Origin of the sequence: Variovorax sp. VNK109 (assembly GCF_049445855.1) — a bacterium.
Classification (GTDB): Bacteria; Pseudomonadota; Gammaproteobacteria; order Burkholderiales; family Burkholderiaceae_C; genus JAGOCV01.
Window position 1 is genome coordinate 325,016 of the sequence record NZ_JBMSDV010000003.1, and the last position, 14,388, is coordinate 339,403.

Sequence of the window (14,388 nt, forward strand, 5' to 3'; positions counted from 1 at the left end):
TGGATGTGCGGATGCGGCGGGGCGTCAGGCCAGGCCCATGTAGGCATGCCGGACCGCGGGATCCTGCGAGAGTTGCGAGGTCGGGCCGGCCAGGGAGATCCGGCCTGTGTCGAGGACGATGCCCTTGGTCGCGAGCTCGAATGCTGTCATCACGTCCTGCTCGACCAGCAGCACGGCAAGCCCTTCGCTGGCGATGCGGCGGATGACGTCTCCGAGCAGTTCGACGACCTGCGGCGCAAGGCCGAGCGAAAGTTCGTCGATCATCAGCAACCGGGGGCGGCTCATCATCCCGCGTGCAATGGCGCACATCTGCTGCTCCCCGCCGGACATGGTGCCCGCTGCCTGCGAACGGCGCTCCGCGAGTATGGGAAAGAGCGTCTGCATCTTCTCGAGGTCTCGCTCGATCTCGGCCTTGTCGGTTCGCAGGTACGCACCCATGCGCAGGTTGTCGATGACGCTCATCGGGCCGAAGAGGCGACGGCCTTCGGGGACGTGTGCGATGCCTGCGGCCAGGATCTGCTGCGGTGTCCAGCGCGTGATGTCCTGCCCGTCGAAGTGGATCGATCCCTTGGGCGCGAGCAGGCCTGAAAGCGTACGCAGCAGCGTGCTCTTGCCCGCGCCGTTCGAGCCGACCAGGCAGACGGTTTCGCCCTGTGCGATCTCGAAGCCGATGTCGTGGAGAACCGTGATGTCGCCATAGCCGGAGACCAGAGACTCGACTTTCAGGAGGGGCTCATTCATGGCTGTCCCTGTATTTCTCCGCGAAGCGCGCGCCGAGATAGGCCTTGATCACGGCTTCGTTGCGGACGATGTTCGACGGCGTGTCATCGGCAATCAGTTCGCCGTGGTGCAGGACGATCACGCGGCTGCACAGCGTGAGCACCACCTTCAGCAGGTGTTCGATGATGAGGACCGTCACGCCTGTGGCCGCGATCTTGCGGATCAGCTCGAGTGCCTGGTCGACCTCTGCGGTATTGAGCCCGGCGTTGACTTCGTCGAGCATCAACAGCTTCGGGCTCATGGCCAGGCTCTTGGCGAGTTCGAGCCGCTTGCGGTTGGCCAGCGTCAGTTCGGACGCGGGCCGTTCGGCCAGTGTCAGCAGGCCGGTGAAGCGCAGGTGCTCGGCCGCCGCTTCGCGTGCCTGCGACATCGAGCGTATGCGCGATCCGAACAGCGAACCGGCCATCACGTTCTCGATGACGGTCATGGCGGGGAACGGCTGCACCACCTGGAACGTGCGCGCGATGCCGCGCGCTGCGACCTGGAAGGGCTTCATGCCGTCGATACGTTCGCCGTTGTGCATGATCTGGCCGGAAGAAGGCGGGTGCACGCCGGTGATCACGTTCACGAGCGTGGACTTGCCCGCGCCATTGGGACCGATCAGTCCGATGACCTCACCCTGCTTGAGCGTCAGAGAGACGTCGCGCGTGGCGTGAACGCCCCCGAACGAGCGTGTGACGTGCGAGAGTTCGAGAAGCGGAACGCTCATGGACGCCCCCATTTGCCGGCAAGCCCGCGCCAGCCGACCGACGACAGGCCGAGCGGCAGGAACAGCACGAGTGCGACGATGAGCACGCCCAGGATGCCTGTGTGCAGTTCGAGGAAGTTGCGCCAGACCAGTTCGTCCAGCACCAGGAAGGACACGGCGCCGAGGATCGGCCCGAGGATCGTGCCTGCACCGCCCAGCAATACCATGACGATGGCCTTGATGGAGAACATGATGTCGAACGCATCGCCTGGTTCGAGGTAGGCGGTCCATGAACCATAGATGGCGCCGCCTGCGGCGGCGAACATGCCGGAGAAGGTGAAGGCGAGCGTCTTGAACAGCGTCGTGTTCACGCCGACCATGTTGGCGGCGTCTTCGTTCTGCTTGATGCAGCGCAGGCCGAATCCCAGCTTGCTGACGGCCACTGCATACATTGCCGCAAAGGTGATGAGTGCCAGGCCGAGCATCGCGTAGTAGTAGAACCGCGCGCTGGCTTCGGGCGACAGGCTGGAGAAAGGCAGGTTCAGGCCCATGCCGCCGCCGGTCACAGATTCCCACACGACAGCGATTTCGCGCAGCAATTCCGCAACGACCAGCGTGGCGATGGCGAAGGCATGGCCCCGCAGGCGCAGCACGGCAAAGCCCAGCACCATGGCGAAGATTGCCGCGACGAGCCCGGCCAGGATCCAGGCCGGTATGGCGGGCATGCCCTTGACCTGCATGACGGCACCTGCATAGGCGCCGAGTCCGAAGAATGCGGCAGTACCGAATGACGGGTAGCCGGTGAAGCCGCCGATGAAATTCCACGCCATGGCCAGCACGGCGTACATCAGCATGGTGGTGCCGACACGCAGCAGGTAGTTGGTGCCCATCAGCGGCACCAGCGCAAGCAGTACGGCCGCCGCCAGCAGCATGATGAGTTGAGACCGTTTCATCAGTGCTCCTTCTTGCCCATGATTCCCTGCGGACGCACCACAAGCAGCACGAGCAGCAGGACGAATGAAAGGATGAGTGCGTTCTCGGGGCCGAAGACCAGACCGCCGAAGCTTTCGATCAGGCCGAGCGCGAGGCCACCGATGACGGCGCCGGCCACGCTGCCGATGCCGCCGAGCACGCAGATGACGAAGGCCTTGCCCAGGAACAGGTGTCCGGTGAGCGGCGAGACGGGGAAGATCACGCTCATCAGGCTGCCGGCTGCGCCGGCCATCATCGCGCCGATGGCGAAGGTGAGTGCATAGGTGCGCGCCACGTTCACGCCCATCAGCGAGGCGGCTTCACGGTCGGTCCGTACGGCGACGATGGCGCGGCCCATGCGCGTCATCTTCAGTGTGATGCCGACGGCGGCGATCACCAGCAGGGACAGCACCATCGCAGCCAGCCGGTCCAGCGGCACGAACACGCCGCCGAACGACGCATTGCCCAACGGATTCTGGAGTACGACCTTGCGGAAGTCAGCCGTGAACGCGAGCAGCATCGCGTTGTTGAGGATCAGCTCGAGCCCGAAGGTCAGGGTGAGGGTGATCAGTACCGACTTGGTGACAACACGGTTGATCAGCGTGGCCTGCATCACGTAACCGATCACGCCCAGTATCAGCCCGGCGCTGATGACGGACACGAACGGATGGATGCCGAGCAGCGTGTAGCTGTAGAAGGCGATGTACGCGCCCAGCACGATGAAGGCGCCGTGCAGGATGTTGATGATGTGGAGCACACCCCACACCAGCGAGAAGCCGGCGGCGATGCAGGCATACAGCCCGCCGAGCAGCAGGCCGTTGACAAGGAACTGCAGGTAGATCATGGCTGCGACTCCCCGTGCACCCAGCGACCGCCGACCATCGTCGCCTTGCATTGCAGGTCGGTGAGCGCAAGCCCCGTGGTCTCCAGCGGATTTCCGGACAGGACGGCCAGGTCGGCGTAGAAGCCGGGCGCGAGCTGGCCCTTCACGCTTTCTTCGAACGTGAGGTAGGCGCCTGCGCGGGTGAGCAGCCGCAGGGCGACTTCGTTGGACACGAGGCCGCCCTCACCCATCAGCCGGTTGGTGGTGCGCTCGCGCCGCGCAGTCATGGCCCACATGCAGAACAGCGGGTTGTAGGGCACCGCGTCGGTGGCCGCGGAAACGTGCACGCCCATCTCGTGGAGCTGCTTCGCCGGCGAGAGGTAGTCCATGGCCTCGTTGTCGAGGTCCAGGAAGCGCACGCCCGCCTTCCAGAGGTAATGCGGCGGGATCAGCGTGACAGGCATGCCGAGTTCCTTGAGTACCTGCAGGTTGGCCGCGTTGGACCGGCTGACGTGCTGCATGACCCAGCGCCGCTCGGCCAGCGGGAAGTGCCGCGCCACGCGCTGCATGATCGGGGCGATCTCGTGCAGCTTGTCGGAAATGATCACGTTGGCGCGGATGTTGTGCTTGCCCGCGAGCATGCACAGTGCTTCGAAGTTCTCGGGCGTATTGGTCTGCTGCACGAGACCGCTCCAGCCCACGTTGCTGACGTCCTTGTGCTGGATGTGCGTGACGCAGGACTCGCCGCCATAGGAAATGAAGACGCCAGACACGTTGAAGTACGCGTCGCCCGTGCCGCGGCCGCGGAGCAACGGCATCCAGTCGCGCATGACCTGGTCGGCTTCTTCCGGTGTGCGCCAGGCAGGGCTGACCACGATGCTCATGCGCATCGTCATGTCGCCGCGCTCCCAGACCTCGCGGCATGCGGACAGTACCTCGGGGCCGAACCCGTGGCCTTCGTAGACGCTGGTGGTGCCGGCCGCGTGATAGAGCTTCATCGCCCGCACGACGGCGTCGCGGCGGTCTTCGTAGGTGAAACGCGGGACGGCTGGAAAGATGTCGGCGTCGATCACGCTGACATAGCTGTACTCGATGAACTGGCCGGTCGGCTCGCCGGACGCATCCTTCACGATCGTGATGTGGGGCGACTCCGGCTTCGTGTCGCGTGTCACGCCGTTGCGTTGCAGCGCCAGCGAATTCATCGCGGAGTGGCTCGGCGGATGGCCCCAGAAACCGTTCGGGCTGCTGATGTAGACGGGGTGGTCCGGCGCTGCGCTGTCGAGCTCCTGCCGGGTCGGCACGCGCTTTTCTGCCAGGCCCTCGAGCGCGTCGAAGTAATACGGCTGCGTACCCAGCGGCATGGTCACGATCCATTCGCCTTTCGGCGTGGTCGCTGCCAGCTGCCGGATCCGTGCGAGGACGTCGGCAATCGATTTCAGGCCTTCCATGGGCGGGCGGATGAACTTCAGGCCGACGCCGTCCATGTGGGCGTGGGAGTCGTTGAAGCCCGGGATGACCGTGGCCTTGCCAAAGTCGTGGACGCGCGTTGCGGCAGTCCGGGTTTCGAGGATCGCCTGACGGCTGCCGACGGCAATGACCTTTCCGGCCGAGATGGCCACTGCTTCGGCTGCAGCTTGCCCGTCGTTCATCGTCAGCACATTGCCGATGACGATGGTGTCGGCGCCCGTCTTCAATGCGCTCATCGAATTTCCCTCATCGCAGTTCCTTCCATGGAGCGGTGACCGGACATCCGGAGCGTCTCGCGCCCGGTTCATGGGCGTGGAACAAGTTCGGACGCCTTTAATCGATAATATAGAAGAGATCGATTTAAAGCGTCAACATAATATTTAAATTCCAATAAACGATATATTTGCCATTAACCGACCGAGATACGGCTGTCAGTAACCTGCGATACAAACACCCATGCGCGAAAAAATCATTCAAGGAAACATCCTCACCATGGATCCCGAACGCCCGCGTGCCGAAGCGTTCTCGGTGATTGGTGACAGGATCGGCCACGTCGGAACCTTGGCGGAAGTGAGTGCCGCCTGCGCTCCGGGTACGCCGGTGGAGCGCACTCCCGGCGCGGTCGTGCTGCCCGGGCTGATCGACACGCACAACCACATGCTCTCCACTGGCATCCAGAAGCGGCTGGTGGACCTGTCGGCCTGCAACTCCATCGAGGACATGCTGGCGGCCGTGGCCGATTTCGCGCAGCGCCACCCGGACAAGGCGTGGATCACGTCGGGCACCGGCTGGCAGATCGACCATTTCCCGGACCCGCGCTACCCGACGCGGCAGGAGCTCGACGCGGTGTGCCCCGACCGGCCGGTGGCGCTCAACCGTGGCGGCCACGTGATCGTGGCCAACAGCCGCGCGCTGGAAATCGGCGGCGTCACGCGCGACACGCCGGATCCGGAGGGCGGCCGCGTGGTGAAGGGCGCGGATGGCGAGCCGACCGGCGTGCTTTTCGAGTTGCCCGCCATGGTGCTGGTGGAGCATCACATTCCCGACGTCTCGCGCGAAGACCGCCTCGCGGCTCTGCGCGATGTGCAGAAGCTCTATCACGCAGCCGGCCTGACCGGCGTGATCGACCCGGGTCTCACCAACGACGACCTGTCCATCTATCAGGAACTGCACATGGCGGGCGAGCTGTCGCTGCGCACGGTGACCATGCCGCTCGCGCAGACCGCCGACGACCCCGACGTGCTGATGGCCAACCTGAAAGCCTGGGGCGTGCGTACCGGCTTCGGCAACGACCGGCTCAAGCTCGGCGGCATCAAGGTGTTCATGGACGGGGGCGGTTCGCTCGGCACCGCGCTCATGCGCGAGCCGTACCCGGACATGCGCTGCAACTGCGGCATCCAGGTTACGCACACGGCGACGTTCCACCGCATCGTGGAGTTCTGCGCGCAAAGCGGCTGGTCGCTCGGCGTGCATGCAGTGGGTGGCAAGGCCATCGACATCGTGCTGCAGGTGATGGCCGAGGTGAACGAGCGGCATCCGATCCGTGATCTGCGCTTCCATATCATCCACGCCTACCTCTGGCCGTCGGCGGAGAACATCAAGACCGCGAAGCGCCTGGGCGTGTCGGTGGCCACGCAGCCGACCATGCAGTACAACTTCGCGCCGCTGCTGGTGCGTCGCTTCGGCGCCGATGCATTCGGCAAGGCCACGCCGATCCGCAGCTGGCTCGACGGCGGCGTGAAGGTGGGGGGCGGCTCCGACTCGCCCGTGAATGACTACCCGCCGCTGCTGGGCATCTGGCATGCGGTCACGCGCTATGTTGACAAGATCGACGAGACCATCGGCGCGCAGGAAGCCGTGTCGGTGGACGAGGCGCTGCGCATGTACACGCGCGACGCCGCGTGGATCGCGTTTTCCGAGAAAGAGCGCGGCATGATCCGCCCCGGACTGCTGGCCGACTGGGTCGCGCTCTCGGAAGATCCGTATGCGTGCGAGCCGCTCAGGTTGCGCGACATCCGCGTGGAGCGCACCGTGGTCGGCGGTGAGACGGTGTACGAAGCGGCCTGAACCGCCCGGCGATCAACCCGCGCTCTGCAGCGCGAGACCCGCGTGCTCGCGCAGCGGATGGAAGTGGATTTTCGGGAAGCGCTCCTGCGCCAGCCGCACGTCGTAGGGCGACGTGCACAGATAGGCCAGCGTGTTCGCCGCATCGAGCGCGAGCCGCTGCGGATACGCGTTGGTGAATTCACGCAGTTCCGCCGGCGTGTCGGCCGTGATCCAGCGCGCGCCGGTGTACTGCGAGTTCTCCATCCGCACGTCGCAGTCGTACTCGGTCTTGAGGCGGTGCTGCACCACTTCGAACTGCAGTTGGCCGATGGCGCCCAGCAGCATCGGGCCGCCGATCTCGGGCTTGAAGACCTGGATCGCACCTTCTTCACCGAGCTGCTCGAGGCCGGTCTGCAACTGCTTGGTGCGCAGCGGGTTCTTCAGCACCACGGTCATGAAAAGCTCGGGCGCGAAGAAGGGCAGGCCGGTGAACTGCAGCGACGCGCCGTCGGTGATAGTGTCGCCCAGCTGCACGCCACCGTGCGTGGTGAAGCCGATGATGTCGCCCGCATAGGCTTCGTCCACCGCCTCGCGGCGCTGGCTCATGAAGGTCACCACGCTGGTGGGGCGCAGTTCTTTCGCGGTGCGCTGCACCTTGAGCTTCATGCCCGGTGTGTACTTGCCCGAGGCCATGCGCACGAAGGCGATGCGGTCACGGTGGTTGGCGTCCATGTTGGCCTGCACCTTGAACACCACGCCGGCGAAGTCCTTGTCCTCGGGCTGGATCTCCTTCACCACCGGCTGGCGGTTGACCAGCGTGGTGCTCGTGCGCGACTGCGGCGACGGGGCCAGATCCACCAACGCATCCAGCACTTCCATCACACCGAAGTTGTTCACGCCGGAGCCGAAGAACACCGGTGTCTGCTTGCCGGCGAGGAAGGCCTCGCGGTCCCACTCGGGCGATGCGCCGGTGGCCAGTTCCATGCTCTGCTCGGCGGCTTCGTACTCGTGGCCGAAGCGCTTGAGCAGGGTGTCCCGGTCGGCAAGGGGAATCGACTCGAAGTCCTGCGGCAGCCGTTCGCTGCCGGATTCGAACACCGTCATCGCCTGCGTGCGCAGGTTCACGATGCCGCCGAAGGCCTTGCCCTGGCCGACTGGCCAGGTCATCGGCACGCAGGGCATGCCGAGCTCGCGTTCGACTTCGTCGAGGATGTCCAGCGGATCGCGCACTTCGCGGTCCATCTTGTTGACGAAGGTGATGATGGGCGTGTCGCGCTGGCGGCAGACCTCGATCAGCCGGCGCGTCTGCGCCTCCACACCGTTGGCCGCGTCGATCACCATCAGTGCTGAATCGACAGCGGTGAGCACACGGTAGGTGTCTTCCGAGAAGTCCTTGTGGCCGGGCGTGTCGAGCAGGTTGATCACGTGGTCGCGGTAGAGCATCTGCATCACCGACGACGCCACCGAAATGCCACGCTGCTTCTCGATCTCCATCCAGTCCGACGTGGCGTGGCGCGACGCCTTGCGCGCCTTCACCGAGCCGGCGATCTGGATCGCGCCGGAGAACAGCAGCAGCTTCTCGGTCAGCGTGGTCTTGCCCGCGTCGGGGTGGGAGATGATGGCGAAGGTGCGTCTACGCCGCGTCTCTTCTAGAAAGTTACTGCTCGACATGGGTGTCTTTTCTGGATTATTTACACGGCTATGTACACACCGTGAGTGGGTGCCAGTGCGTGCTGGCGAAACTCTCAATTATCGAAGTCTTTCCGTACCGACCCAGGCCAATGATGTCCTCGCTGATTTCAAGGCTTCGCTGTCCCCCAAACCAATACTGGAGATTTGAGGTTTCCTCAGTACGTTCGCCTTCGGTGACGTTGCCCGGATTCTGATTGAAGGCGTAGGTGGGCGTATTTTTGGGCACGGCTTCGCGCTTCTTCAGCCAGACAATGGCGGATAACCGTCCTCTGCCGTCGACGACCAAGCCGGGGCACACCCGGGCGCCGGTCAAGGTCACGCCCACCAGCGACCGGTAGAGGCGTGGCGGCATCGAGCGGGCGGCCCTTGGGCCGCCTAGTTTGTTTTCCGAATGTTTTTTTCTGAGTAATTGACTTCATGGACCACTTACTCAGAAAAAAACATACAGAATTGCTGAGGCCTGCCTTGAATTTGAATGAAAAATGTGAAATAGTTGATCTATGGGATCAACAATCGAAGATTTTTCATTCAAAGCTCTGCTGGCGACTCTCCCCCGAGGAGAGCCGCTCGATGTGACCTTTCTGAAGGAGAAAGGGCTAAGCCCGGCGCATGCCTCCCATCTCGCCAAAGCTGGCTGGCTGGATCATCTGGGCCGAGGCGCGTACATGCTGCCCGGCGACACCCTCACGCGCGATGGGTGCCTTGCCCTCCTGATGCGCCGCTATCCGGGCCTGCATGTCGGCGGCAAGACTGCGTTGGACTGGCGCGGTACACGTCACAACATCAGCTTTCGCCAGTCGGTCAATCTTTGGGGCGAGGGGCAAGTCCAGGTCCCTGCCTGGCTGTCGGAGCGCGTCCCCTGCACCTACCAGTGCACCAGGCTGTTTGACCGACCACATGACGCGACCATCAAGGCACTGCCGAACGGACATCCCGATGTGATGGTGTCGGTCCCTGAGCGCGCGCTCCTGGAGATGCTCAGTGACGTGGGAAAGCTGGTCACGCTGGAGGACGCCCGCTCCATCGTGGAAAGCCTGCATAGTCTCAGAACATCTGTGCTGGAGAACCTGCTTCAGAGCACGCAGCGTATCAAGGTCGTGCGCCTCGCCCGCACGCTCGCGGAGGATCTGAATCTGCCGTGGGCCGCGCTCGCCCGTACGGTCAGTGAGAAGAAGGGCGGCGGAACGCGCTGGATAGCCGTTTCCAAAAGCGGTGAAAGGCTGGCACTCAAGCGATGACACAAGACTACATCGACACGGTTCGCGTCCTGATCGACATTGCCCCGACCATCTTCAAGTCGCCCCGGTTCGCGATGAAGGGGGGCACGGCGCTCAATCTGTTCCTGCAGGACATGCCCCGCTTGTCTGTGGACATCGATGTCGTTTTCACCGATCACACCCTGTCGCGTGATGACGCCCTGAAGGCCATCGAAAGCGACCTCGCCGAAGCCGCGAAGACGCTGGAAGGTCGCGGCTACAAGATCAATCGCCCGCGCAAGCCAGGCGGCGAGGACGTGAAGCTCTTCGTACAGGGCGAGTTGGCGGAAGTGAAGGTCGAAGTCAATCACATCTTTCGCGGCGTCCTCATGTCGACCTCAAACACGCCGCTTGCGCCTTCTGCACAGGACATGTTTACCTCGGGCCTCAGCGTTCCCATGCTGGACTACCGGGAAATCTACGGAAGCAAACTGGTGGCCGCCATGGACCGCCAGCATCCCCGGGACATCTTCGATGTCTTGAAGATGTATGAGAAATACGGGCTCGACCCCGCCTTTGTCGATTGCTTTGTGGCCTACCTCGCAGGCCACGGCAGGCCGGTCCACGAAGTTCTCTTCAGCAACGATGTTCCATTGGGGAACGTTTTCGAGCAGCACTTCCAAGGCATGACGACCGACGATGTCGCGCTCGTCGCTCTGGAGGAAACCCGCGCGCGGCTTAAAGCCGAACTGCCCAAGGCCCTGACTGCAGACCACAAAGCCTTCCTGCTTTCGCTGGTGCGCTTGGAACCCGAGTGGGAAAAGATGCCGTTCAAGTCACTACCGCATCTCCCTGCCATCCGCTGGAAAATCGCAAATCTGGAAGAACTGCGAACAGCGAAGCCCGATCACTTCGCCGCGCAAGCCACGATTCTGGAAGAGCGACTGAAGGCCTAGGATTTCGCTGCACTGCGGCGCTGCCGAACTTCGTGGTCGAGGCCTGGTTCGCCGTCATCGGTCCCAAGGGCCTGTCTGCAGCCACGGTGAAAAAGACGCACGACGTGATCGTTGCCGCGTTTGCGGACCCGGCGGCGAAGGAGGCGATGGACAAGCAGGGCAACACCATCGCGATCAGCACGCCCGAGCAGGCGCAGGCGGCATTCCGCCGCGAACTCGCCAAATACGCGTCGCTGGTGAAGAAGGCCTGGATCGAACCCCAGTGAACACCAGTCAACGCAGGGGCGTGCCGGTGGCGTTGGCCGGCTCGTCGGAAGTTCAGGTTCGTGGCTTCAGCAGGGCGCCGGCAACGGCGGAAAGCAGGCCGGAATCGACCTTCACCTGTGTCGGGTCCGGCAGTTGTCCGTTGGGCGTGAAGGTGTCGATCAGGCGCGGCAGCCATTGCGCGACGAGCTGGCTGGCGAGGTGCGGGTCGATGCCGAGCTTGCCGGCCAGGGGGGCGATGAAATCGTCGCCGAGCGCGCCGCGCATCTGCTCGCCGCTCACGGTGGCGTTTTCACCGCGGCCGATCCAGCTGGCCATCGCGTCGCCCAGGCCGGCCTGGGCGAATCGTTGCACGAGGCTTTCGAGGCCGCCGTCGGCCTGCTGCCCGGAGATGAGGCCGGTGAGGCTGTCGATCAGCGCCGGGGGTGGCGCACCGCCGGGTTGGGTGCCGTCATCCGGCCAGTTCTGGGCATTGGCTTGCGTGGCCGCGCCCAACAGGGTGTCGAGAATGCCCATGGTCTTCTTTCGCTGAGGATGAAGCCATGGGTTGTCGCACGGGCCGCCGTGCGACTCAATGGTTCTGACAATGTTTAAAAAATCAGACTGCGAACGCTCGCTCAGTGCGCGCCCACCACCACCGGAATCTCCGTCGCCGGCGGCGTGTTGCGGCTGCGGCCGCAGCGCACGATGCCGTCGATCATCACCATGCCGATGCCGGGGATGTCGCCGAGCTGCACGCTTTCCAGCAACGTCTTGCCGGCGGTGTGCTGCGCGCGGTCCATGAAGACGAAGTCGGCGGCGCGGCCGGCTTCAATGAGGCCGCAGTTGAGTTTGCGCATGCGCGCGGTGTTGCCGGTGGCGAAGCCGAAGACGATCTCGGCGGGGATGTTCGCGAAGCTGGAGATCAGCGAGATCATGCGCAGCATGCCCAGCGGCTGGACGCCCGAGCCTGCGGGCCCGTCGGTGCCGAGGATCACGCGGTGCGGGCACTTGAGTTCGATGGCGGCACGCGCGGCCTCGATGGCGATTTTTTCGTTGCCGTTGTGCACGATTTCGATGGCGCGCGTGGACTTCTCGCACAGCTCGCACACGTGCTTCCAGGGCAGCGAAGTATGGCCGCCGTTGATGTGGCCGATGACATCCGCGTCCGCTTCGAGCACGACGTCCTTGTCGATGTAGCCCGAGCCCGGCACGGACGGGCCACCGGTGTGGATGGTGCTCTGGATGCCGTACTTGCGCGCCCACGCCACCATCTGGCTCGCCTCGGTGCCGCCCTTCACGGTGCCCAGGCCGATCTCGCCGAGCAGGCCCACGCCCGCATCGGCCAGGTCCTTGAAGTCGCTTTCGACCATCCCCTTCTCGATGACCGGCGCACCGGCCAGCACCTTCACGCCGCCTGGGCGGAAGTTGTCGTACGCGCGCTGCGCGGTGATGGCCAATGCCTTGAGGCCGACGATGTCCTTCGGCCGGCCGGGCAGGTGGACTTCACCGGCAGAGATCATGGTCGTCACGCCGCCGTTCATGGTGGAGTCGATCCAGCCGAGCTGGTTCTGGCGCGGCGTCCAGTCACCGAAGACCGGATGCACGTGGCTGTCGATCAGGCCGGGCGCCACAGCGGTGCCACGCACGTCGATGGTCGTCGTCGCACTTTCGGTGTCGCAATCCTTCTCCCTGCCAAAGGCCGTGATCAGGCCATCGTGCACCACGATGGTGTCGGCATCCAGGATGGGTTTGTCGATGTCACCCGACAACAGGAGACCGATGTTGCGGATGACGACCTTGCCGGATTTGCCGGCCACTGCTGCTTCTGCCATGGGGTGTTCCTGTTCGTGGGATTCGTGTTGTTTCGCCCATCAGCCCGCGGGTTTGCCTTGCGGGCTCACGGCGCGCAGCACCGTGTCCATGACAAAGCTGCGCCAGTGAGCGACGGCTTCGGGTGTGTCGATGCTCTCGCCGAGGAAGCTCGCCAGTGTGTAGCGGTTGGACATGTAGAAGTAGCCATTGGCCGCGATCAGCAGGTACAGGTCGCGCGCCGAAATGTCCTTGCGGAAGAGGCCCTTGGCCGCGCCGCTTTCGAGGATCTGGCCGAGCAGCGAGATCAGCTGCGACGAATACTCGCGTGCACGGTCGGACTTGCCGATGTGCTTGCCCTTGTGCAGGTTCTCGGTGTTGAGCAGCGTGACGAACTCGGGGTGTTCGCGGTAGTAGTCCATCACGAAGTGCGTCATCGCGGTGAGCGCTTCGACGGGCTGGCTGAAGTCGAGGTCGAGTTCGGCCTCGGCTTCGTTCATGCGGCGGTAGATTTCTTCGATGACCTGGATGAACAACCCTTCCTTGCTCCCGAAGTAGTAGTAGATCATCCGGTCGTACGACTTGGCCTGGCGGGATATTTTCTCCACGCTGCCGCCGTCGTAGCCGTGTTTGGCGAAGATCCTGATCGCCGCCTTGAGGATGCTGTCGCGCGTGTTCTGCGCGTTCTGCTCGCGCACGCCCGTGCCGCGCTTGACCGTGCTGCTCTTCGCCGTATTGCTCCTGGGCGCCACGACCTTGCCGGTCTTCCGGGCGGCGGTCTTGCCGGAAGCTCTCGGTTTGCGGGTAGCGGTGGCGGACGTAGCCATGAACGGAGGCGCTTGCCTTATTTCTCGACGAATGCGCGTTCGATGACGAAGTCGCCTGGCATCGTGGTGTTGCCTTCGTGGAAGCCGCGCTCTTCGAGCATGGCCTTCAGGTCGTTCAGCATGCCGGGGCTGCCGCAGATCATCACGCGGTCTTCTTCGCGCTTGAAGGAAGGCAGGCTCAGGTCCTCGAACAGCTTGCCGGAAGTGATGAGGTCCGTCACGCGGCCCATGTTGCGGTACGTTTCGCGCGTGACCGTCGGGTAGTACAGCAGCTTCTGGCGGATCATGTCGCCCAGGAATTCATGCTGCGGCAGGTGATCGGTCATGAGGTCGTGGTAGGCCAGTTCATCCACTTGCCGCACGCCATGCACCAGGATCACCTGTTCGAAACGCTCGTACGTTTCCGGGTCGCGGATGATGCTCATGAAGGGTGCAAGACCCGTGCCCGTGGACAACATGTACAGGCGCTTGCCCGGCAGCAGGTAGTCGATGAGCAGCGTGCCAGTGGGCTTCTTGCCCACGATGATGCTGTCGCCCACCTTGATGTGCTGCAGGCGCGAGGTGAGCGGGCCTTCTTCCACCTTGATGCTCAGGAATTCGAGGTGCTCCTCGTAGTTGGCACTGACGATGGAGTAGGCGCGCAGCAGCGGCTTGTCGTTCACGCGCAGGCCGATCATGGTGAAGTGGCCGTTGGAAAAGCGCAGCGCCGGGTCGCGTGTGGTGGTGAAGGAGAACAGGCGATCGGTCCAGTGATGGACGCTCAGGACCTTTTCTTCATTGAATGCACTCATGGTTTCAGCTCGGGAGAGTTTCAGTAAATCAGACGGAATCGATTCGGACCGGAAGCCTCGTTCTGGGGCATCCACGCGCACCGGCATGCCCCAGA

15 protein-coding genes are annotated in these 14,388 nt (G+C 63.7%); 4 read left to right on the plus strand and 11 right to left on the minus strand.

Going from position 1 to position 14,388, the window contains the following annotated elements:
• Positions 1-24: 24 nt before the first annotated feature.
• Genes ACO2Q9_RS12650 through ACO2Q9_RS12670 form a run of 5 tightly spaced genes read right to left on the minus strand, consistent with a single transcriptional unit; the run spans position 25 to position 4,966 of the window.
• A complete protein-coding gene (locus ACO2Q9_RS12650) occupies positions 25-741 on the minus strand; it encodes an ABC transporter ATP-binding protein (protein ID WP_423311862.1) in 717 nt (238 codons plus the stop codon).
• The gene (locus ACO2Q9_RS12655) at positions 734-1,489 is read right to left on the minus strand and encodes an ABC transporter ATP-binding protein (RefSeq protein ID WP_423311864.1); all 756 of its coding nucleotides are present in this window, start codon (positions 1,487-1,489) and stop codon (positions 734-736) included. The genes ACO2Q9_RS12650 and ACO2Q9_RS12655 overlap by 8 nt, the downstream gene beginning before the upstream one ends.
• Positions 1,486-2,421, minus strand: a complete 936-nt coding sequence (locus tag ACO2Q9_RS12660; protein ID WP_423311868.1) for a branched-chain amino acid ABC transporter permease — start codon at positions 2,419-2,421, stop codon at positions 1,486-1,488. Before ACO2Q9_RS12660 ends, ACO2Q9_RS12655 begins: the two co-directional genes overlap by 4 nt.
• Positions 2,421-3,284, minus strand: a complete 864-nt coding sequence (locus tag ACO2Q9_RS12665) for a branched-chain amino acid ABC transporter permease (RefSeq protein ID WP_423311870.1) — start codon at positions 3,282-3,284, stop codon at positions 2,421-2,423. Before ACO2Q9_RS12665 ends, ACO2Q9_RS12660 begins: the two co-directional genes overlap by 1 nt.
• Complete coding sequence (locus ACO2Q9_RS12670) at positions 3,281-4,966, minus strand: amidohydrolase (RefSeq protein ID WP_423311872.1); 1,686 nt, start codon at positions 4,964-4,966, stop codon at positions 3,281-3,283. Before ACO2Q9_RS12670 ends, ACO2Q9_RS12665 begins: the two co-directional genes overlap by 4 nt.
• 256 nt (positions 4,967-5,222) lie before the next feature.
• Here ACO2Q9_RS12670 and ACO2Q9_RS12675 point away from each other — a divergent pair, with 256 nt between their 5' ends.
• The gene (locus ACO2Q9_RS12675; protein WP_423311875.1) at positions 5,223-6,797 is read left to right on the plus strand and encodes an amidohydrolase; all 1,575 of its coding nucleotides are present in this window, start codon (positions 5,223-5,225) and stop codon (positions 6,795-6,797) included.
• 12 nt (positions 6,798-6,809) lie between these two features.
• Here the strand turns inward: ACO2Q9_RS12675 and ACO2Q9_RS12680 are convergent, their stop codons facing one another.
• Together ACO2Q9_RS12680 and ACO2Q9_RS12685 are read right to left on the minus strand one after the other, a co-directional pair.
• Complete coding sequence (locus ACO2Q9_RS12680; protein WP_423311879.1) at positions 6,810-8,447, minus strand: peptide chain release factor 3; 1,638 nt, start codon at positions 8,445-8,447, stop codon at positions 6,810-6,812.
• A gap of 28 nt (positions 8,448-8,475) precedes the next feature.
• Positions 8,476-8,820 carry a hypothetical protein gene (locus ACO2Q9_RS12685; protein WP_423311881.1) on the minus strand — a complete coding sequence of 115 codons (345 nt, stop codon included), beginning with the start codon at positions 8,818-8,820 and terminating at the stop codon, positions 8,476-8,478.
• 148 nt (positions 8,821-8,968) lie between these two features.
• On the opposite strand from ACO2Q9_RS12685, the gene ACO2Q9_RS12690 reads away from it, so the two are divergent.
• The 3 genes from ACO2Q9_RS12690 to ACO2Q9_RS12700 are packed head-to-tail and all read left to right on the plus strand — an operon-like array spanning position 8,969 to position 10,886.
• The gene (locus tag ACO2Q9_RS12690; protein WP_423311883.1) at positions 8,969-9,706 is read left to right on the plus strand and encodes a type IV toxin-antitoxin system AbiEi family antitoxin domain-containing protein; all 738 of its coding nucleotides are present in this window, start codon (positions 8,969-8,971) and stop codon (positions 9,704-9,706) included.
• The gene (locus ACO2Q9_RS12695; RefSeq protein WP_423311885.1) at positions 9,703-10,620 is read left to right on the plus strand and encodes a nucleotidyl transferase AbiEii/AbiGii toxin family protein; all 918 of its coding nucleotides are present in this window, start codon (positions 9,703-9,705) and stop codon (positions 10,618-10,620) included. The genes ACO2Q9_RS12690 and ACO2Q9_RS12695 overlap by 4 nt, the downstream gene beginning before the upstream one ends.
• A 32-nt stretch (positions 10,621-10,652) precedes the next feature.
• A complete protein-coding gene (locus tag ACO2Q9_RS12700; protein WP_423311887.1) occupies positions 10,653-10,886 on the plus strand; it encodes a hypothetical protein in 234 nt (77 codons plus the stop codon).
• Positions 10,887-10,938: 52 nt separating this feature from the next.
• On the opposite strand, the gene ACO2Q9_RS12705 is transcribed toward ACO2Q9_RS12700, so the two are convergent.
• The 4 genes from ACO2Q9_RS12705 to ACO2Q9_RS12720 all read right to left on the minus strand — a co-directional run bounded on the left by ACO2Q9_RS12705 (position 10,939) and on the right by ACO2Q9_RS12720 (position 14,293).
• A complete protein-coding gene (locus ACO2Q9_RS12705) occupies positions 10,939-11,400 on the minus strand; it encodes a YidB family protein (protein WP_423311889.1) in 462 nt (153 codons plus the stop codon).
• A 101-nt stretch (positions 11,401-11,501) separates the two neighbouring features.
• Positions 11,502-12,698: an amidohydrolase family protein gene (locus ACO2Q9_RS12710; RefSeq protein WP_423311891.1), complete on the minus strand. Its 1,197-nt coding sequence runs from the start codon at positions 12,696-12,698 to the stop codon at positions 11,502-11,504.
• 39 nt (positions 12,699-12,737) lie between these two features.
• Positions 12,738-13,502 (minus strand): TetR/AcrR family transcriptional regulator, encoded by a 765-nt coding sequence (locus tag ACO2Q9_RS12715; protein ID WP_423311893.1) that lies wholly within the window; start codon positions 13,500-13,502, stop codon positions 12,738-12,740.
• A gap of 17 nt (positions 13,503-13,519) precedes the next feature.
• Complete coding sequence (locus tag ACO2Q9_RS12720) at positions 13,520-14,293, minus strand: ferredoxin--NADP reductase (RefSeq protein ID WP_423311895.1); 774 nt, start codon at positions 14,291-14,293, stop codon at positions 13,520-13,522.
• Positions 14,294-14,388: the final 95 nt, after the last annotated feature.